Annotated in this window: 18 protein-coding genes; 12 read left to right on the top strand and 6 right to left on the bottom strand. The window is 70.5% G+C overall.

Annotation, left to right across the window (positions count from 1 at the left end; genetic code table 11):
- Positions 1 to 247 precede the first annotated feature (247 nt).
- The 6 genes from IFT89_RS17010 (at position 248) to IFT89_RS16985 (ending at position 6,292) form a co-directional block, all read left to right on the top strand.
- Positions 248 to 775, top strand: coding sequence for an FMN-binding protein (locus tag IFT89_RS17010; protein WP_191941435.1), 528 nt, complete (start codon positions 248 to 250; stop codon positions 773 to 775).
- Positions 776 to 795: 20 nt separating this feature from the next.
- Positions 796 to 1,683, top strand: a complete 888-nt coding sequence (locus IFT89_RS17005; RefSeq protein ID WP_194645533.1) for an FAD:protein FMN transferase — start codon at positions 796 to 798, stop codon at positions 1,681 to 1,683.
- 58 nt (positions 1,684 to 1,741) lie between these two features.
- A complete protein-coding gene (locus tag IFT89_RS17000; protein ID WP_191941433.1) occupies positions 1,742 to 3,283 on the top strand; it encodes an FAD-dependent oxidoreductase in 1,542 nt (513 codons plus the stop codon).
- A gap of 89 nt (positions 3,284 to 3,372) precedes the next feature.
- Positions 3,373 to 4,602, top strand: a complete 1,230-nt coding sequence (locus IFT89_RS16995; protein WP_244650784.1) for a glycosyltransferase 87 family protein — start codon at positions 3,373 to 3,375, stop codon at positions 4,600 to 4,602.
- 2 nt (positions 4,603 to 4,604) lie between these two features.
- Positions 4,605 to 4,913, top strand: coding sequence for a thiamine-binding protein (locus IFT89_RS16990; protein WP_064295260.1), 309 nt, complete (start codon positions 4,605 to 4,607; stop codon positions 4,911 to 4,913).
- Positions 4,914 to 4,990: 77 nt separating this feature from the next.
- Positions 4,991 to 6,292, top strand: coding sequence for an MFS transporter (locus IFT89_RS16985; protein WP_202939543.1), 1,302 nt, complete (start codon positions 4,991 to 4,993; stop codon positions 6,290 to 6,292).
- Positions 6,293 to 6,495: 203 nt separating this feature from the next.
- Here the strand turns inward: IFT89_RS16985 and IFT89_RS16980 are convergent, their stop codons facing one another.
- The 5 genes from IFT89_RS16980 to IFT89_RS16960 form a co-directional block, all read right to left on the bottom strand.
- A complete protein-coding gene (locus tag IFT89_RS16980) occupies positions 6,496 to 7,146 on the bottom strand; it encodes a response regulator transcription factor (protein WP_056012577.1) in 651 nt (216 codons plus the stop codon).
- Positions 7,143 to 8,375, bottom strand: coding sequence for a hypothetical protein (locus tag IFT89_RS16975; RefSeq protein ID WP_202939542.1), 1,233 nt, complete (start codon positions 8,373 to 8,375; stop codon positions 7,143 to 7,145). The genes IFT89_RS16980 and IFT89_RS16975 overlap by 4 nt, the downstream gene beginning before the upstream one ends.
- Positions 8,372 to 9,529: a sensor histidine kinase gene (locus IFT89_RS16970; protein ID WP_202939541.1), complete on the bottom strand. Its 1,158-nt coding sequence runs from the start codon at positions 9,527 to 9,529 to the stop codon at positions 8,372 to 8,374. Before IFT89_RS16970 ends, IFT89_RS16975 begins: the two co-directional genes overlap by 4 nt.
- Positions 9,530 to 9,618: 89 nt before the next feature.
- Entirely contained in the window at positions 9,619 to 10,824 is a 1,206-nt protein-coding gene (metX, locus tag IFT89_RS16965; RefSeq protein ID WP_137243323.1) for a homoserine O-acetyltransferase MetX, read from the bottom strand.
- A 265-nt stretch (positions 10,825 to 11,089) separates the two neighbouring features.
- Entirely contained in the window at positions 11,090 to 12,415 is a 1,326-nt protein-coding gene (locus tag IFT89_RS16960) for a bifunctional o-acetylhomoserine/o-acetylserine sulfhydrylase (RefSeq protein WP_079707226.1), read from the bottom strand.
- A gap of 204 nt (positions 12,416 to 12,619) precedes the next feature.
- On the opposite strand from IFT89_RS16960, the gene IFT89_RS16955 reads away from it, so the two are divergent.
- Positions 12,620 to 13,396, top strand: a complete 777-nt coding sequence (locus IFT89_RS16955) for an SDR family oxidoreductase (RefSeq protein WP_193555847.1) — start codon at positions 12,620 to 12,622, stop codon at positions 13,394 to 13,396.
- 106 nt (positions 13,397 to 13,502) lie between these two features.
- Here IFT89_RS16955 and IFT89_RS16950 read toward each other — a convergent pair whose 3' ends face one another.
- Positions 13,503 to 15,041 (bottom strand): MFS transporter, encoded by a 1,539-nt coding sequence (locus tag IFT89_RS16950; RefSeq protein WP_202939540.1) that lies wholly within the window; start codon positions 15,039 to 15,041, stop codon positions 13,503 to 13,505.
- 45 nt (positions 15,042 to 15,086) lie between these two features.
- On the opposite strand from IFT89_RS16950, the gene IFT89_RS16945 reads away from it, so the two are divergent.
- The 5 genes from IFT89_RS16945 to IFT89_RS16925 all read left to right on the top strand — a co-directional run.
- Positions 15,087 to 15,584, top strand: coding sequence for a phosphoribosyltransferase (locus tag IFT89_RS16945; protein ID WP_071262460.1), 498 nt, complete (start codon positions 15,087 to 15,089; stop codon positions 15,582 to 15,584).
- Positions 15,585 to 15,624: 40 nt separating this feature from the next.
- A complete protein-coding gene (locus IFT89_RS16940; protein WP_192018538.1) occupies positions 15,625 to 16,362 on the top strand; it encodes a Type 1 glutamine amidotransferase-like domain-containing protein in 738 nt (245 codons plus the stop codon).
- A gap of 3 nt (positions 16,363 to 16,365) precedes the next feature.
- Positions 16,366 to 17,085 carry a uracil-DNA glycosylase gene (locus IFT89_RS16935; protein WP_202939539.1) on the top strand — a complete coding sequence of 240 codons (720 nt, stop codon included), beginning with the start codon at positions 16,366 to 16,368 and terminating at the stop codon, positions 17,083 to 17,085.
- A 65-nt stretch (positions 17,086 to 17,150) separates the two neighbouring features.
- Positions 17,151 to 17,732 carry a GNAT family N-acetyltransferase gene (locus IFT89_RS16930; RefSeq protein ID WP_085513310.1) on the top strand — a complete coding sequence of 194 codons (582 nt, stop codon included), beginning with the start codon at positions 17,151 to 17,153 and terminating at the stop codon, positions 17,730 to 17,732.
- A 132-nt stretch (positions 17,733 to 17,864) separates the two neighbouring features.
- Positions 17,865 to 18,346, top strand: a 482-nt coding sequence (locus IFT89_RS16925) for an amidase family protein (protein WP_244650782.1), incomplete at its 3' end; no start/stop codon positions are given.

Raw genomic sequence — 18,346 nt, 5'->3', positions numbered from 1 at the left:
ACGCGGCCGCCGGGGACGCCGCGGCAGCCGAGGGCCCGCTGGCCGCGCTCGACGTGGCCGAAGCGGTGCGCGGCGTCGTCGGTGGTCTCCTCCGCTGAACGATCGTTCATCGGTGGACGAAGGACAACTCCCAGAACGCTCATAGCTCGCCCATAGGGAAGCTCAGGACACTGGTGCCACCGCGGCAGAGACCTCGCCGCGGCGGCCGCCGCACCGCGGCACACACATCGCCCGAGGAGATTGAACGATGCGCAACCCCACCACCACCCAGCCTCCCGTCCGCACGCCACGCCTGTCCGTGGCGGCGAAGAAGACGACCTTCGCGGCCCTGACCGGCCTCACCCTCGTCGGCAGCCTGGCCGGTTGCTCGGCGGCCGACGCCGGCAGTTCGACCACGACCACGTCGCCCGAGACGAAGAGCACGGCGGCGCCGGAGGCGACCACCTCCACCGACGCCGCGGCGGGCTCCGGCTCCACCGACTACCAGGACGGCTCCTACACCGCGGACGGCAGCTACCAGTCGCCGAACGGCACCGAGTCGATCACGGTGACCGTCACCCTCGCCGAGGACAAGGTCACGGCGGTCGACGTCGTCTCGCACGCCGAGAGCGCGAACAGCAAGCGCTACCAGGCGGAGTTCATCTCCGGGATCGCCGCCGAGGTGGTCGGCAAGGACATCGACAGCCTCAAGGTCTCCAAGGTCGCCGGTTCCTCGCTCACCAGCGGCGGTTTCAACTCGGCCATCGACACGATCAAGACCGAAGCGAAGGGCTGAGCCGCGGGGCCGGACCGACGATGAGCGAGACGACACTGCGCTTCGAGGCGATCGGCACCGGATGGGAGCTCGACACGGCTCTGCCGCTCGAGCCCGAGACCGCAGAGGCCGTCGCCGCGTGCATCGACCGGTTCGACCGGACCTGGTCGAGGTTCCGGGACGACGCGTTCATCGCGCGGTTCGCCGCCGGCCCGGTCTCGACCGCCTTCCCCGATGATGCGCGCGAGGATGCGGTCGCGCTGCTCGACACGTACCGGCGTCTGCACGATGCCACCGCCGGAGCCGTGACGCCGTTCATCGGCACCTCGCTCGAACGGCTCGGCTACGACGCCTCCTACTCGCTCGTCCCCCAGGGCCCGGCGGTCGCCGCCCCGCACTGGGACGACGTGGCCCGATGGGACGGCGAGGTGCTCGAGACGAGCCGTCCGCTCGTGATCGACATCGGCGCGGCCGGCAAGGGGCGGCTCGTGGACCTCGTCGCGGACCTCCTCCGCAGCCACGGCCACGAGTCCTTCACGGTCGACGCCTCGGGCGACCTGCGTCACGAGCACGGGTCCCGCGTGGCGGACCCGCTCCGCATCGCGCTCGAGCATCCGTACGATCCCAGCAAGGCCATCGGGGTCGCGACGGTCGACGACGGAGCCCTGTGCGCCTCCGCGACCAATCGTCGTGCCTGGGGCGACGGGCTCCACCATGTCATCGACGGCCGGACCGGTGAACCGACGAGGACCGTCGCGGCGACCTGGGTCACCGCCCCGGACGCGATGGTCGCCGACGGACTGGCCACCGCGCTGTTCTTCACCGATCACGAGACCCTGGCGGAGGCGTTCACCTTCGAGAGCGTCCGTATGTTCACGACCGGTCTCACCGACCGGTCCGTCGGGTTCCCCGGCGAACTCTTCACCTGAGTCACGCGCCACAGGGCCTGAGCCCGGACGGCACCATCTCCCAGAAAGCAGACCGCACATGAACGGCCGCACCGGCTCCTTCTTCGGCACCGTCCTCGGGCGGGTCACCATGTACCGCCTCGTGACGCTGTCACTCGGCACCCTCGCGATCTACGCCTTCGTGCTGTCGCTGTTCGGGCAGGTGTTCTACAAGCCGCTCGAGCTCCTCGCCACCCTGGCAACGCTGCTCGTCGTCGGCTACCTGACGAACCGCCTGTTCGGCGCGCTGTTCCAGGTGCAGCCGCACAGCGAGTCGTCCGTCATCACCTCCCTCCTGCTGTTCTTCATCCTGTGGCCGACGAGCGAGCCCACCGCGCTGGCCTGGATCGCCCTCGCCGCCACGGTCGCCTCGGCGTCGAAGTACCTGCTCGCGATCCGAGGCCGACACGTCCTCAACCCGGCGGCCATCGCCGCACTCGTGATGAGCGTGCTGGCGAGCTACGTCACCCTCCCCGGCGTGTCACCGTCGGTCTGGTGGGTCGCCAACCCGTGGCTACTGCCCGGTGTCGTCATCCTCGGCGGACTCGTCCTCATCCGGACGAAGCGACTGACGATGGCACTCGTCTTCATCGTGCTCTCCTGGGCGCTCGTCACCGTCCGGCTCGTCACCGGCGGTCAAGAGCTGGGACCGGCACTGCTGGCCCCACTCACGTCGTACCCGATCCTCTTCCTCGCAGCGTTCATGCTCACCGAGCCGCTCACGCTTCCACCGCGGCGCTGGCAGCAGCTCGCCGAGGCGGCGATCGTCGCGGTGCTGTTCTCCATCCCGTTCATGCTCGGCCAGGTGGCGTCGACCCCCGAGCTCGCGCTCATCGTGGGCAACGTGCTGGCCTTCGCCGTCGCCCGTCGTCGGGGGATGCGACTGACGCTCGAAGGCACCCGCGCGCTCACCCCGACGGCGGTCGAGTACCAGTTCAGCTCGAAGCGCTCGATCCCGTTCGCGGCCGGCCAGTACCTCGAGCTGTCGTTGCCGCACCGTGGGGCCGACGTCCGCGGTTCGAGGCGCGTCTTCAGTATCTCCTCGCCGCCCGACGACGACCGTACGATCCGCGTGGCCATGCGTGTGCCCGAGCGGGCCAGTAGCTTCAAGCGGGCGCTGAGCGCGCTGCCGGTCGGCGCGAGCCTCTCGGCGACCGGCGTGTGGGGCGACTTCGTCCTGCCGAAGGATGCGAGCAAGCCGATCCTGCTCATCGCCGCCGGGATCGGGATCACCCCGTTCGTCAGCCAGCTCTCCCGGCTGCACCTCCGTGCCGACCAGCGTGACGTCGTCCTCGTCTACGTCGTGTCCGACCCGCAGGAGCTCGCCTACGCGGCCGAGCTCGAGACCTGGGGGACACCGGTGCTCGTCGTGGGACCGACCGACGACGTCCGGCTGCCGGACGGCTGGCGTGGCCTCGGACCCGGGCGCCTCGACCACGAGCGCCTCGCCGAGGCCGTCCCCGACCTTGCCGAGCGGGAGGTCTTCATCTCCGGTCCGCCCGCGATGATCGAGGCCCTGAAGCCCGCCCTGCGCGGGATCGGCGTCGGACACGTCCGCACCGACGCCTTCAGCGGGTACTGATCAGCAGGCTCGCGGAGCCGACCCACTCGGGCGTCGAGCGAGTGGCGGACCGGTCCCATCGGCGGCACGAGCCTAGGATGGTCCACGTGATGCGGCGTTGGCTCCTCTGGTGCGGGTTCGGCCTCGTGCACCTCCTCGTCGGGTGGCTGTGCCTCGTGGCGGAGGGCCTCCCGCTCGGCGACGTCGTCCTCGTGTACCGGCCGTGGGTCGAACAGGCGACGTCCGGTGGCCCGATCCCCGCCATCGACCAGCCCTGGGTCTATCCGATCCTCGCGATCGTGCCGATGCTGATCCCGCTGCTGCTCGGCAGTGCCGGGTACGGCGTCGGCTGGCTCCTGCTGGTGACCGCGATGAACGCCGGGGCGTTCGCGGTCCTCCTCGGCAACGGCCACTCGCGCCCACGGCTGATCGCGGCATGGTGGTGGCTCGCGTTCCTCCTCCTGCTCGGACCGATCGCGCTCGCCCGGATCGACTCCGTGACCGTCCCCATCGCGATCGTCGGGCTCCTCTGGGTCGCCGGCCGCCCGCGGGTCGCCGCCGTCCTCCTGACGCTCGCCGCCTGGATGAAGATCTGGCCGGCGGCGCTGATCGGCGCGATCGTCCTGGCGCACCGCCATCGCGGTCAGGTCCTGGTCGCGGCGGCGGCGACGTCGGTCGTGGTCCTCGGGGTCGGCCTCGTGCTCGGCGGTGCGAACGCCGTCAGCTTCGTGACGGAGCAGACCGGACGTGGTCTCCAGATCGAGTCGCCCATCGGCAACGCCTACCTGTGGCTCGCCGTCCTGGGTGTCCCGCAGAGCTTCGTCTACTACGACCGCGACATCCTGACCTTCCAGGTGACGGGCCCGGGCGTCGACACGGCGATCGCCGTCATGACGCCGCTCCTCGGCCTCGCCGTCGCCGGTGCGGTGCTCCTCGGGGTGCTCGCGGTGCGGTCCGGACGCCCCCTCGTGCAGGTGCTCGCGCCGTTGTCGCTCCTCTTCGTCCTCACGCTCATCATCTTCAACAAGGTCGGGTCACCGCAGTTCGCGATGTGGTTGGCGGCACCGGTGATCCTCGGGATCGTCCTGCAGCGTCGGCGCTTCCTCGCGCCGGCCGTGCTCGCGCTGCTGATCGCCGCGCTCACGCAGCTCGTCTACCCCTACCTGTACCTCTGGCTGCTCAACGTCGACCCGGTCCTCGTGACGGTGCTGACGGTCCGCAACCTCGCCTACCTGGTCCTCGCAGGCTGGGCCGTCCACGCGTTGTTCTCGCCGCACCACCACGACGAAGACGTCTCCTCGGCGTCCATCCTCGTCCCCGCTCGAACCCACAAGGAGTGACCATGCTCGTCGCCTTCTCCGTCGCCCCCAGCGGCACCGGCAACTCGGACGGTTCCGTCCACGACGCGGTCGCCGCCGCCGTGCGGATCGTCCGAGAGTCCGGCCTGCCCAACCGGACCGACTCCATGTTCACGACCATCGAGGGGGAGTGGGACGAGGTGTTCGCGGTCATCAAGGACGCCACCGAGGCGGTCGGCGCCTACGGTAGCCGGGTCTCACTCGTCCTCAAGGCCGACATCCGTCCCGGCTACACGGGTGAGCTGACCGCCAAGCTCGACCGCCTCGACGCCGCGCTCGAGAACGACGGCTGAACCCACCGGGAGGCGGTGGTCCGGTTTTGCCGCTCGGGGGACTCGAATCGATTCGAGGATTCCCGTACACTCGATCCATGCCCACCATCCTGGACGGGTCGACGCAGCTGTCGCCGACCCGTGTTCGTCTTGCCATCCTCGCGCTCGCCGTCGGGGCGTTCGGCATCGGCACGACCGAGTTCGTGGCGATGGGTCTGCTGCCGAACATCGCGACCGACCTCCTGCCCGAGCTGGCCGCGCGCAGCCAGGAGCAGGCGAACGCGCAGGCCGCCTGGTTGATCACGGCGTACGCGCTCGGCGTCGTCGTCGGTGCGCCGACGATCGCCGCGCTCGTCGCGCGATACCGGCGTAAGACCGTCCTCCTCTGGCTGGGCGTCGCGTTCACCGTCGGCACGCTCGCGTCTGCGCTCCTGCCGAGCTTCGGCCTCGTCCTCCTCGCACGGTTCGTCGCGGCGCTGCCGCACGGCGCCTACTTCGGCATGGCCGCCCTCGTCGCCGCGAGTCTCATGGGGCCCGGGAAGCGCGGCAAGGGCGTCGCGCTCGTCATGACCGGGCTGACGATCGCGAACGTCGTGGGCGTGCCGTTCGCGACCTGGGTGGGCCAGGAGTTCGGGTGGCGCTCCGCCTACCTCATCGTCACCGGCATCTTCGCGCTCGCGACCGTGACCATCTGGTTCGCCGTGCCGGTGCAGGCGGGCAACCCGCAGCAGACGATGCGTCGGGAGCTCCGTGTCTTCCGTCGCGGCCAGGTGTGGTTCGTGCTCGGGTTCGGGTCCATCGGGTTCGGCGGGCTCTTCGCCGTCTACAGCTATCTCGCGCCCCTCGTGACCGAGGTCGCGGGGGAGTCGGCGACACTCGTCCCGTGGGCGCTCGCGACCATGGGGGTCGGCATGACGATCGGCAACCTGGTCGGCGGGCATCTCGCGGACCGCGGGGTGAAGCGGGCCCTGATCGTCTTCTTCGCGCTCATGATCGTGGTCCTGACCGCCTTGGCACTCACCGCGACGTGGACCCCGACCATGTTCCTCTTCGTCTTCGCGGTCGGCTTCGCGTCGCAGGGCCTCGGTCCGGCGATCCAGACGAGGCTCATGGACGTCGCGGGTGACAGCCAGTCGCTCGCCGCCGCGCTCAACCACTCGGCGCTCAACATCGGCAACGCGCTCGGGGCGTTCCTCGGCGGTGTGGTCATCGCCGGTGGACTCGGCTACCTCGCCCCGGTCTGGACCGGCGTGGTGCTGACCGTGATCGGCCTCGGGATCGTCATCACGAGCTTCACGGTCGAACGACGGCAGCTCCGGCGCGAACTCCTGCGGGCGAACGACGCCGAGGATCGCCGGATCGCGGACCGCAACCCGCCGACGGCACCGATCCCCGTCTGACCGACACCCGGCGCCCGTCCCGGCCCGTGGGGTGGGGTGCCAGCGCGGTGCGCTCGCACGAGCGCACCCCGCACGCGTGAGCGCGGGTCTCCGGAGATGCGCGCCGACGTCTCCGGGTAGCGCTCACGCCGAACAATGCGGTCTCGCGTCAGCGCACCGCGCTGGAACCGATACCCGCGCGCTCGCGTCGGCGCACCGCGCTGCTAGTCGACGATGATGCCGTCGAGGATCGCCCGCTTGCGCAGGGCGACCTTCGTGCCGACGTCGATGCCGGCGTTGCGGTACTTCTCGCGGATACGCTTGAGGTAGCTCTTCGCGGTCTCGTCGGAGATACCGAGGCTCTCGGCGACCATCTTCACGGGCTCACCGGCGGCGTACAGCGCCATGACGCGACGCTCCTGCGCGCTGAGGCGGGGGCCGGTGCCGGAGGCGCCGCTCGCGAGGGCGAGGTCGAGCTCGGGGGAGATGTAGGACTCACCGCGTGACGCTGCACGGAGGGCGTGCACGATGGTCTCGGCGTCCTCGCTCTTCGCGAGGTAGCCCAGGGCACCGGCGGCCAGGGCCTCGCGGACGACCGCCGGGTCGCTGTAGGTGCTCATGAGGACGGTCGTGACGCCCGTGGTCTTCAGCGTCGCGAGCTTCACGGCGACCGGGACGTTGTCCTTGAGGTCGACGTCGAGCAGCAGGACGTCGACGGGGAAGGCGGGGTGCGTCAGCAGTTCCGGCCAGGACGGGGTCACGACGACGAGTTCGATGTCGTCGGCGACGCTCCTGATCCACTCGGTGAGCGCGCCGAGCAGCATCCGGTGGTCATCGACGATGCCGACCCTGATGCGAGACTCCTGTGACGTCATTGACGTTCCCCTTTCCGCTGGCCCGCAGCAGGATTGTCGACGGTGCTGTCGATCTCGATCCTGATCCGGGATTTCTGGTACGTGTCCGTAGAGCTGCCCACGCGTCCGAGCGCTTCCCACACCGCGGGATCCACCTTGGCGCGTTGCACTCCGACCGCTTCGAGGACGATCGGGATGACGAGCGCACCAGATCGGCCCGGTCGTTCGGAGCGGTCGACCGGTCCGAGCGTCAGCACAGCTCTGGCACTCTGCGCATCTGCTTCCCCGAGGAGCAACCATACTGCAGAGAGCAGTCCATCCCGCTGATCCGTTGCGAGATACGTCGCGAGTCGCTCGGGGTCGCGCAGGGTCGCGCTGTCAGACAGCACGGACGACTCCTGGAACGCGTGCTCGAGCCAGGACTCCTTGCCCTCGGACATGAGATGACGTCGGAGCTCGGTCGCGAGACGGGAGGCGCGCGCGGCGAGCTCGGGGCTGAGCGGGAGGTCGACCGAGCCGTCGGCGACACCGACGAACAGCTCCTCCGCTTCGAGGTCGAGGGTGACGAGCTCCTCCGAGTCGAAGAACCCCAGTGCGTCTCGGACGCTCGCGACGGTGGAGGCGACCATGACCCGGTCGAGTTCGAGACGGACGATCCGCCGGTACTGGGAGACGATCGCGCAGGCGATGAGCGGCGGGACGACGGCGACCGCGGCGAAGAGCAACTCGGCCCCGAGTGTCGCGGTCTGGGTCCGCGTGACGGTGAGGATCGACCCCACGAGCATCAGCCCGAGCACCACGGTCGCGGCGGCGATGTCGCGGACCGGGCGGAGGGTGACGACCGCGAGCAGGACGCCGCCGACCGCCGCTGCCGCCGTCGGATAGACCCCTACGGCGTCGCGACTCCAGACGCTCGCGAGGTCGAGTGCGGCGACCACCACCAGCTGGATCAGGAGCGCGACGAACAGCCGGTCCGAGAGGTGGAACGCGGAACGGCGGAGCAGGAGGAAGGTCGACGCGATCGCCGCGGTGAGCAGCAGCCAGGCGACGACGCTGAGCAGTGGTCGCGGGTAATGGTGGACCGATCCGACGAATCGGATCGCGGCGTAGACGACGAGGATGAGGCCGGACACCGACAGTCCGATGCCGAGCTGTGTCGTTCCGAGTGACGAGCGCTGCCGGTCGATGGCGCGCCGATGGCGGTAGCGCCGGGTCGGCCCGGTGGCCTCAACGAGGGCGTCGACACTCATGCTTGCGGGACCTCCAGGATGACGGTCGTCCCGGCCCCCGGGGCGGAGAAGACGCGCGCCTGCCCACCGACCTCCTGGATGCGCGCGACGACCGATTCCGCGACGCCGAGGTGGCCGTCCGGCACGGCCGACGGATCGAACCCGGTGCCGGTGTCGGTGATGAGGAGTCGGGCGGTCAGCTCGTCGATCGAGACCGTGACGTCGGCCGAGTCGACCCCGGAGTGACGCCGGACGTTCTCCAGGCACTCCCCGAGCGCGAGGAGGAAGGCCTCCCGCACACGTGGGTCGAGGTTCGCCTGTCCACCGCCGTAGACGTTGACCGTGAGGCCGAGCCCGGCGAACCGGTCCGTCACGGCCTCGATACCTTCGTCGAGGGTGAAGTCGGCACCGCGCTGGAGGATGTATGAGCCGGAGGAGACGGGGCTGAGCTCTTCGCCGAGGCGGAGGCTGCGGAGCAGATGCGCGTCGTTCCCGGCCTGCGAACGGAGGGCTGCGGCGTCGACGCCGCGTCCGGAGTGGGCGAGCATCGTGAGGGTCGCGAGCGCGGTGTCGTGCAGCAGTCGTGCGTCCTGGCGTCGCTGTGATTCGGCCTGGCTCGCGAGCCGCTCGGCGTTGTAGGCGTTGCCGATGGTGTCGACCCGGCGGATGAGCCGCGGGATGCTCGTGTCGAGCCACCCGCCGAAGGCGCCGATCGCGACCCACACGACCGCGGTCAGGCCGATGGTCGGGATCGTGAGCGCGGTGGGCCCGGTGACGACGATGATGCTGACCGCCGTCACGACGAACGCGGTCAGGAGCAACGGCCAGGTGCGCCGGAGCGGCACGAGTCGGGCCGCGACGGCGCCCATGCCGAGGGAGGTGATCGCGGCGATCGCGCTGGCGGAGCCGACCTGGCCGGTGTTCCCGTCGGACAGACCGATCACGATGACGACCCCGACACCGACCAGGAACACCAGCACCACCCACCGACGGCCGTCGTACTGCTCGGCGGCCACGTGGGTGAGCGCGAGGGCGCCGAGCAGTACGAGGAGGACGGTGTACCGACCTCCCGAGACGACGCCCGGGACGCTGAGGATCATCGCGGCCGTGACGCACCCCGCGAGTCCGAAGAGACGCGTCGTACGCAGCAGCAGCCGTCGCTGGGTCCTCGCCACCCGATCCATGCTCACGCTCCTCTGAGGAGTCACCTTATCGGGTGACACGACCGCCGCGGAACGGGTGTCGGACAGACGGGGCGCGGCTGTCAGACGGCGAGGAGCCGGCTGAGATGCGGGGCGACCAAAGCGTTCTCGATGAGGAAGCCGTCGTGTCCGAAGTCGGACCGGAGGACCGACGGTCGGGTGCCGTCGAGGTTGCCGGGGAGATGGAGCGCGATCTCCTCCTGCCCGCTGACCGGGAAGAGCCGGTCGCTGTCGATCCCGAGCACGAGCGATGGACCGGTGTAGGCCCGCAGCGCCGCCCCGACGCCGCCACGATCGCGTCCGACGTCGTGCGAGTTCATCGCCTCGACGAGGGTCACGTAGCTCCCGGCGTCGAAGCGTCGGGTGAACTTGTTGCCGTGGAAGTCGAGGTAGGACTCGACGGCGAAGCGTCCACCATGCCCGAGCGGGCTCACGCTCGACTGCCAGCTGCGTTCGAAGCGGGCGTTCAACTCACCCGGGCTGCGGTAGTTGAGCAGGGCCATCCGTCGGGCGAGGGCGAGGCCGCGGTGCGGGCCCTCACCGTCCGGGGCGTCGTAGTAGTCGCCGCCCTGGAAGTGTGGATCCGTGCGGACCGCTTCGAGCTGCACGAAGTTCAGGGAGATCTGGTCCGCCGTCGTGACCGGGGGTGCGGCGATCACGGCCAGTCGGTCGACGAGTTCGGGGTGGGTGGCGGCCCACTCGAGGGCGTGCATGCCGCCCATCGACCCGCCGATCACCGCGGCCCAGCGGTCGAGCCCGAGGTGGCCGAGCAGTCGGTGCTGGGCCTCGACCTGGTCGCGGATCGAGGTGTACGGGAACCGCGAACCCCACTCGACGCCGTCGGGCGCGAAGGAGGAGGGGCCGGTGCTGCCCTGGCAGCCGCCGATCATGTTCGGCGCGACGACGAACCAGCGGTCCGTGTCGACGGCGAGTCCCGGACCGACGATGCCGGCCCACCACCCGGCGGTCGCATGTCCGTTGCCGGCACCACCGAGGACGTGGCTGTCTCCGGTGAGCGCGTGGAGGATGAGGACAGCGTTGCCGCCGTCGTCGTCGAGCGTGCCCCAGGTCTCGTAGGCGAGTCTGGCGTGCGGGATGCTTCCGCCGTGTTCGAAGTCGAGGCGGCCGAGCGGGGCGAAGAGCCGGTCGCCTGGCCGGTCGCCGTCGCGCCAGGCGCCGCTCGAGGGCGGGTTCGCGAGCAGGGCGCCGACCTCGGCTTCGGTCACGAAGCGGGAGGGCACGCTGTCTTCCGGGGTCTGCCAGTCCATAGGTCTCCATTGTGGCGTGCCCTGGGGCGTCGACCGGCCGTGTTACGTCACCCGATCAGTCGAGGTCGGCGCGGTGCGCTGGCGCGAGTGCGCTCCCGTCGGCTCCGGCACGCCGCAACGGGCTCGCGTGACGGGGAACCGGCCCGAGTGCGCAACGAACGACGCGAGCGCGGGTCTCTGGAGACCCGCGCTCGCGGTTGTGGGGTGCGCTCGCGTCAGCGCACCGCGCTGGCGCAACCCGGGAAGGACACGTTGCGGGACGGACTCAGACCCGGGCGGCCTCGACGACCTGCTTCGCGGCGGTCAGACCGGCCTGGAGGTCGGCCGTGATGTCGTCGATGTTCTCGAGCCCCACCGAGAGCCGCACGAGCCCGGGCGTGACGCCGGCCGTGAGCTGCTGCTCCGGGGTGAGCTGCGAGTGCGTCGTCGACGCCGGGTGGATGACGAGCGAACGGACGTCGCCGATGTTCGCGAGGTGCGAGAACAACTGCAGCGAGTTCACGAAGGCGCGGCCCGCGTCGACCCCGCCCTTCAGCTCGAAGGACAGGACCGCTCCGACACCCTTCGGGGCGTACTGGTTGGCCGCCGCGTACCAGGGGCTCGACGGCAGACCCGAGTAGTTGACGCTCGCGATGTCGGGGTGGGCGTCGAGCCACTCGGCGACCTGCTGGGCGTTCTGCACGTGGCGCTCGATGCGGAGGCTGAGCGTCTCGATGCCCTGGATGAGCTGCCAGGCGCTCGCCGGGGCGATGGCCGCACCCAGGTCGCGCAGGAGCTGCACGCGCGCCTTGATGATGTAGGCGAGCGAGTCGCCCACAGCGTCGGTGTAGACCGCGCCGTGGTACGAGGGGTCCGGCGTCGTGAGGCCCGGGAACTTGTCCGCGTGCCCGGTCCAGGAGAAGGTGCCGCCGTCGACGATGACTCCGCCGATGACCGTGCCGTGACCGCCGAGGAACTTCGTCGCCGAATGGACGATGATGTCCGCTCCGTGCTCGAAGGGACGGATGAGGTACGGCGTGGCGATCGTGTTGTCGACGATCAGCGGGACGCCGGCCTCGTGCGCGACGTCGGCGACGAGGCGGATGTCGAGGATGTTGATCTTCGGGTTGCCGATGGTCTCCGCGAAGAACAGCTTCGTGTTCGGGCGCACCGCACGCCGCCACTCCTCGGCGTCGTCCTGGTTCTCCACGAAGGTGGTCTCGATGCCGAGCTTCGCGAGCGTGTACTTGAACAGGTTGTACGTGCCGCCGTAGATCGACGAGGACGACACGATGTGGTCGCCCGCCTGTGCGATGTTGAGGACCGCCGAGGCCTCTGCCGCCTGCCCGGAGGCGAGGAGGAGGGCGCCGCTGCCGCCCTCGAGCGCGGTCAGGCGCTCCTCGACGACGGCCTGCGTCGGGTTCTGGATGCGCGTGTAGATGTTGCCGAACTCCGCGAGGGCGAAGAGGTTCTTCGCGTGGTCGGCGTTGTCGAACACGTAGCTCGTCGTCTGGTAGATCGGCGTGGCCCGAGCCTTCGTGACCGGGTCGGGCGCAGCTCCGGAGTGGATCTGCTTCGTCTCGAACTTCCAGTCGTTCGTGGCATCGCTCATGGTGGATGGTCCCCTCTGCTCGGGTGGTCGGTGCTGCTCGGGTGATGGGTGCCGCCGGTGTGGCCGCTCGGTCCGACAGCGATGTCGCCGGGCGTGGCTCCGGGTGGTGCTCCGTCGTGACCCCGAGGCTACCGGCCCCACCTGCACGCGCCAACCACGCGGACACACGGCGTAACGCCTCGGCCCGGTGGCTACCCTGGAGGCATGACGACGAGACGTGTGGTGGTGACCGGTGCGAGTTCAGGGATCGGGGAGGCGACCGCGAGGCGATTCGCCGCCGACGGCTGGGACGTCGTGGCGGTGGCTCGCCGAGCAGAGCGGCTCGAGGCGCTCGTCGCGGACATCGGCGGTACGGCGGTCGTCGCGGACCTGACCGTGCAGGCGGACGTCGACGCGCTCGCCGCCCGGGTGGAGGAGCTCGGCGGCGCCCAGGCGCTCGTCAACAACGCGGGCGGTGCCTTCGGCCTCGCGTCCGTCGAGGACGGCGACGCCGAGGACTGGCGGCGCATGTTCGACATCAACGTCCTCGGCACGAAGCGCGTGGTCCAGGCGCTCCTGCCGATCCTCCGTCGGAGCATCCCGGAGGGTGGCGCCGCCACCATCATCGGTGTCACCTCGATCGCGGGCCACGTCGCCTACGTGGGTGGCGGCGGGTACAACGCGGCGAAGTTCGCCGAGCGCGCGCTCTTCGAGGTGCTCCGGCTCGAGCTCAACGGCGAACCGATCCGGGTGATCGAGGTGGCGCCGGGCATGGTCCACACGGAGGAGTTCTCGCTCGTGCGCTTCGGTGGCGACCAGGACCGCGCCGACGCCGTCTACCAGGACGTGCCGGATCCGCTCTCGGCCGACGACGTCGCCGAGGCGATCGTCCACGCGACCTCCCTGCCGCCGCACGTCAACCTCGACCTCATCACGATCAAGCCGGTCGCCCAGGCCGCCCCGTACCGCCTGGCGAAGGGACCGTTGCGCGTCGCGGAGTAGGCCCTTCGACAAGCTCAGGGACCGGTTGGGGCTCAGGGGCCGGTCGGGAGCTGAGGGACGGGTTGGGAACGTCGGGACCGGTTGCAGTCAGGGACGGGTCGGGAGGTCAGTGATCGGTCGGGTGCTCAGCAGCGGGATCGGTGCGTGGCCCGGGTTCCACGTCGACCGGGGCCACATCCGCGAAGGCGAGTTTCGGGACGAAGCAGAGCAGGACGGCGGCGACGAGCGCCCCCGCCCCGCAGATCGCCCAGACCGTGAGGTAACCGGACAGGCTCGACGCCCCGGCCGTGACGGCCTGCGCGGCGCCGGCGAACAGCACCACGCCGAAGACGGCTGAGGCGAAGGAGCCGCCGATCGTCTTCGTCGTGTTGGTCAGCGCCGACGCGACGCCCGTCTGCCCGCGAGGTGCGGCAGCCGCGGCCGCGGCCGGCATGGCTCCGACGAGGGCACCGGAGCCGAGCCCCGCGATCGCCATGTTCAGGAAGACCTGCCACGTCTCGAGGTGGAACGGGAGGAAGAGCAGGTATCCGACCGCGACGAGTGAGGCGGCGATGATGAGCGCGATCCGGGGCGTCGCCCAGCGCGACACGAGTGGGAACAGGAGCGCACCGACGATCATCGAGATCAGGTAGGCGCCGATGAGCGTGGAGATGTCGCCGGCGTCGAGCCCGAGTCCGTACCCGTTCTCCCGGGGTGTCCCCGCATAGGTGCTGAGCGGGGCCTGGGCGCCGAGCAGGCTGATCCCGATGAGCCCGGCGGTCAGTTGCACCGGCCACATGTTGGGTTGCCGGAGCACGCGGAGGTCGATCGCCGGGTCGGGCTGCCGCAGTTCATGTCGGCCGAACGGCAGGAACGCGAGCACGCCGATCGCGATGAGCCCCCACACCCACCACGTCTGCGGACCGTTGAGTCGCAGGAAGGTCAGCCCCGAGGTGATGAGGAGGAGCGCGAGGCTGAGGAGCACGAAGCCCGCGAGGTCCAGGGTCCTGCCCGGCAGGGGTTCGGACTCGGGGACGCCGAAGAGGATGGCGAAGAAGACGAGGGTCACCGCGACGGCCGGCAGCATCATCGTGAGCGGGATGTCGCCGCCGAGGGCGGTGAGGATGCGGCCACTCGACAGCGCACCGATGATGGCCCCGGCCTCGAGCGCCACGACGAGGAGCCCGGCGGCCCGGCGGGTCTGCGAGGCCCCGGTGCCGGAGCGACGGCCCCGCTCGAAGATGAGTGCGATCTCGAGTGGCAGCCACACGACGTAGAAGCCCTGCAGCGCCCAGGCCGCGAGGAACGACCAGAAGTCCCCGGCGACGACGAGCCACCAGCTGGCGCCGGCCGTCAGCACGGTGGAGACGAGGAGGACCCGCTTGTGCCCGAACATGTCGCCGAGCTTCGCGAGGATGGGGACGACGAGCGCCGACAACAGCAGCTGCGCGGCTTCGAACCAGTTGAAGTCCGCGTCGTGGATGCCCAGGTGCTCGACGAGGTCGGGGATGAGTGGGACGTAGTAGCCCTGCAGGACACCGCTCGTGATCTCGACGAGGAACAACCAGCCGATGAGGCCTGCGGTGATGCCCGCTGCCGAACCACGGATCGACGTCCGCCATCCGGTCGCCGAGGCTCCGCCGGTCGTCGTGCTGTCTCGCGCCATGTGGGGATGGTACAGGCGGCCCGGCCGGCAGGATAGCGTTGGAGGATGTCGACCGAGAACCCCAGCGCAGCGTCCCCGGAGCGAGAGGTCCTCGACTGGCCCACGTTCGGTGACGCGGCCCGCGAACTGTCCAGTGCGATCGTCGCGAGCGGGTTCCGGCCCGACTCCGTCGTCGCGATCGCGCGCGGCGGGCTCCTGCTCGCCGGTGCCATCGCCTACGCCCTCGACGTGAAGGCGTGCGGCGCGCTGAACGTCGAGTTCTACACCGGGGTCGACGCGCGTCTCCCCGAGCCCGTCGTGCTCCCGCCGCTGCTCGACGTGGCCGGGTTGCCGGGGAGCCGGGTGCTGCTCGTCGACGACGTGTCCGACTCGGGTCGCACGCTCGCGATGGTGCTGGAACTCATGCAGGCGAGCGGCGCTGAGGTCCGCACGGTGACGCTGTACGAGAAGCCGCAGACGGTGCTCCGTCCCGACTACGTGTGGAAGCGCGTCGACCGCTGGATCTCCTTCCCCTGGTCGACGCTGCCGACGATCACGGCCTGATCGTCCCCGCCTGATCCGGGGTGCCGGGTAGGGTCTCAGGGTGAGTGTTTTCCTCCTCGGCGGTCCGGCCGCCCCAGAGACCGAGTCGACCGTCTACGCAGCGTTCATCGCCGAGGCGGCCGCGCTCGCGGTCGTCGCCGGTCGGTTGGCCCCGCGCATCGCGATCGTCGTCGTGCACGACGGTGACGGGCTCGAGCAGTCCGCCGCCCTGGAACGCGCCGTGGCACGCTCCGGTGAGATCGAGGCGATCCGCGTGGTCGTCCGCGAGGGTGGAGTGGTCGCGCAGGCTCAGCTGGCCGAGGTCGACGGGATCGTCGTCGGCGGTGGGCTGCCCTCGGCCTACGCGGAGGCGGTCGCGCCGGTCGCCACCGACATCCGACGCCTCGTCGCGTCCGGTCTGCCCTACCTCGGCATCTCGGCCGGCGCGATGATCGCCGCCGAGCACGCGATCATCGGCGGATGGCGTGTCGGCGAGGTCCCCGTGAGCCCCGAGGCGGCGTCCGAGGAGCTCGACGAGGTCACGATCGGCGACGGTCTCGGGCTCGTCGACATCGCCGTCGAGGCGCACGCCGCACAGTGGGGCACCCTCGGGCGCCTCGTCGCCGCGACGGAGGCCGGGGTCGTCGAAGGTGGTGTCGCGATCGACGAGAACACGGCGCTCGTCGTCGGGCAGGGGGCGCTCTCCGTCCTCGGTGGCGGCAGCGTCTGGCAGGTCTTCACCGCCGAGCACGGGGTCGTCGTCCGCACGATCGGCGCCGAGCAGCCGCAGCAGCAGTAGTCCATGACGGACGGCATCCTCGGCGGCAGCCCGGCACAGCTCGCTGCGGCGGGGTCGATGGACGAGGGCTGGTCCGACGCGCTCGCACCCGTCGCGGACGACCTCGCGACGATCGACCACTGGCTCGCGGCCCAAGCGGCGGCCGGCGCCCGATGGTTGCCGGCGCCCGAGCTCGTCCTGCGGGCCTTCCGCACGCCGTTCAGCGCGGTCCGGGTCCTCATCGTCGGGCAGGATCCGTACCCGACCCCCGGTCATCCGATCGGTCTGTCGTTCGCCGCGGACCGGGAGGTGCGCCCGCTGCCGCGCAGCCTCGCGAACATCCATCGGGAACTCCGCGAGGACCTCGGCGTCCCGACGCCGGAGCACGGCGATCTCAGTCCGTGGACCCGACAGGGCGTGCTCCTCCTCAACCGCGTCCTCACGGTCGAGGCGGGTTCCGCCGGGTCGCACCGCCGACACGGCTGGGAGGCGGTCACGGAACAGGCGATCCGCGCGCTCGCCGCACGCCCCGCACCGCTCGTGTCGATCCTCTGGGGCAAGGACGCCGAACGACTGGCGCCGCTGCTCGAGTCATCGAGCGACCCCGACCGCCACGTCATCGTCTCGGCGCACCCGAGTCCGCTCTCCGCCTCGCGGGGCTTCTTCGGCTCGAAGCCGTTCAGCCGCACGAACGACTTCCTCGTCTCCCGCGGCGTGGACCCGATCGACTGGTCGCTCGACTGACGACCGGGTCGTGGCGTCGGCCGCAAGGGCTGTCCGCCGACCCACCCCCTCGTTAGGCTTGGGGGATGCTGGAAGAGGAGTACGAGCCGAGGCGCCGACTGCCGCCGCACCTGCGCAAGCCGCCGACCCCCGAGACGCCCTTCGCCTTCACGATGCGCGACGCCACTGCGGCCGACCTGCCCGACATCCGGGCGATCTACAACCACTACGTCGCCAACAGCATGGTCACCTTCGACGAGGACGCGATGACCCTCGCCGAGTGGCGCTCCAAGTTCGCCTACCTGCAGCGGCTCCAGCTCCCGTTCATCGTCGCCGTCAACCCGACCGGACAGATCCTCGGGTACGCACTGTGTGCGCCGTGGAAGCAGAAGCGCGCCTACCGCTTCACGGTGGAGAGCTCGATCTACCTCGGAGCGGCGGCGACCGGCAAGGGCCTCGGCACCGATCTGCTCGGTGAGCTCATCGAGCGCTCGAAGGCCGCCGGGCTCAAGGAGATGCTGGCCGTCATCGCCGACAAGGGCGCCGAGTCTTCGATCGCCCTCCACGAGAAGTTCGGGTTCACCGAGGTGGGCCGCATGGGCCGTGTCGGGTTCAAGTTCGACCGCTGGATCGGCACGGTCCTCCTCCAGAAGTCCTTGAAGCGCTGAACCGGTCGACGCCCTTCGACAGGCTCAGGGACCGGAACGGACAGGGAACAGGGACCGGAACGGACAGGGACCAGGGACCGGAACGGCCGGGGAACGGGGACCACAGGAGAGCGCCGCCTCTAGGCTGGTCGCATGGCGGAACTCCACGAGCTGACGGCGCTCGAGCAGTGGCAGGCGTTGCAGCGGGACGAAGTCTCACCGACGGAGCTCGCCCGGCACTACCTCGACCGCATCGAGCGCCTCGACGACGCGATCGGCGCCTTCACCTCGGTCGCCGCCGGATCGCTCGCCGAACGCGTGGAGGCGGTCGAGGCACTTCCTCGGACCGCACCGCTCTGGGGACTCCCGATCGGCGACAAGGACCTCGTGTCCCGTGCCGGTCAGCCCGTCCGCTTCGGGTCACGGCTCACCGCGGAGGTCGTGGCGACGACCGACGACGAGCTGGTCGGCGTCCTCGACCGGGCCGGAGCGGTGAGCCTCGGGAAGACCGCGACCCCGGAGTTCGGGCTCTACGGCTACACGGAGCCGCTCGACGGGGTGCCGACGCGGAACCCGTGGGCCCTCGACCGCGGAGCGGCGGGGTCGAGTGGCGGGGCCGCAGCCGCCGTCGCCGC

The organism is Plantibacter sp. CFBP 13570 (assembly GCF_014841395.1).
Taxonomy (GTDB): domain Bacteria; phylum Actinomycetota; class Actinomycetes; order Actinomycetales; family Microbacteriaceae; genus Plantibacter; species Plantibacter auratus.
Note: the sequence above shows the minus strand (reverse complement) of the source record. Positions and strands in the feature narration are given on the sequence as shown.

What these genes read in the sequence shown, in the direction of transcription:
- IFT89_RS17010 (WP_191941435.1), top strand. Translation starts at nt 248, where the DNA reads ATGCGCAACCCCACCACCACCCAGCCTCCCGTCCGCACGCCACGCCTG.
- IFT89_RS17005 (WP_194645533.1), top strand. Translation starts at nt 796, where the DNA reads ATGAGCGAGACGACACTGCGCTTCGAGGCGATCGGCACCGGATGGGAG.
- IFT89_RS17000 (WP_191941433.1), top strand. Translation starts at nt 1,742, where the DNA reads ATGAACGGCCGCACCGGCTCCTTCTTCGGCACCGTCCTCGGGCGGGTC.
- IFT89_RS16995 (WP_244650784.1), top strand. Translation starts at nt 3,373, where the DNA reads ATGCGGCGTTGGCTCCTCTGGTGCGGGTTCGGCCTCGTGCACCTCCTC.
- IFT89_RS16990 (WP_064295260.1), top strand. Translation starts at nt 4,605, where the DNA reads ATGCTCGTCGCCTTCTCCGTCGCCCCCAGCGGCACCGGCAACTCGGAC.
- IFT89_RS16985 (WP_202939543.1), top strand. Translation starts at nt 4,991, where the DNA reads ATGCCCACCATCCTGGACGGGTCGACGCAGCTGTCGCCGACCCGTGTT.
- IFT89_RS16980 (WP_056012577.1), bottom strand. Translation starts at nt 7,146, where the DNA reads ATGACGTCACAGGAGTCTCGCATCAGGGTCGGCATCGTCGATGACCAC.
- IFT89_RS16975 (WP_202939542.1), bottom strand. Translation starts at nt 8,375, where the DNA reads ATGAGTGTCGACGCCCTCGTTGAGGCCACCGGGCCGACCCGGCGCTAC.
- metX (WP_137243323.1), bottom strand. Translation starts at nt 10,824, where the DNA reads ATGGACTGGCAGACCCCGGAAGACAGCGTGCCCTCCCGCTTCGTGACC.
- IFT89_RS16960 (WP_079707226.1), bottom strand. Translation starts at nt 12,415, where the DNA reads ATGAGCGATGCCACGAACGACTGGAAGTTCGAGACGAAGCAGATCCAC.
- IFT89_RS16955 (WP_193555847.1), top strand. Translation starts at nt 12,620, where the DNA reads ATGACGACGAGACGTGTGGTGGTGACCGGTGCGAGTTCAGGGATCGGG.
- IFT89_RS16950 (WP_202939540.1), bottom strand. Translation starts at nt 15,041, where the DNA reads ATGGCGCGAGACAGCACGACGACCGGCGGAGCCTCGGCGACCGGATGG.
- IFT89_RS16945 (WP_071262460.1), top strand. Translation starts at nt 15,087, where the DNA reads ATGTCGACCGAGAACCCCAGCGCAGCGTCCCCGGAGCGAGAGGTCCTC.
- IFT89_RS16935 (WP_202939539.1), top strand. Translation starts at nt 16,366, where the DNA reads ATGACGGACGGCATCCTCGGCGGCAGCCCGGCACAGCTCGCTGCGGCG.
- IFT89_RS16930 (WP_085513310.1), top strand. Translation starts at nt 17,151, where the DNA reads ATGCTGGAAGAGGAGTACGAGCCGAGGCGCCGACTGCCGCCGCACCTG.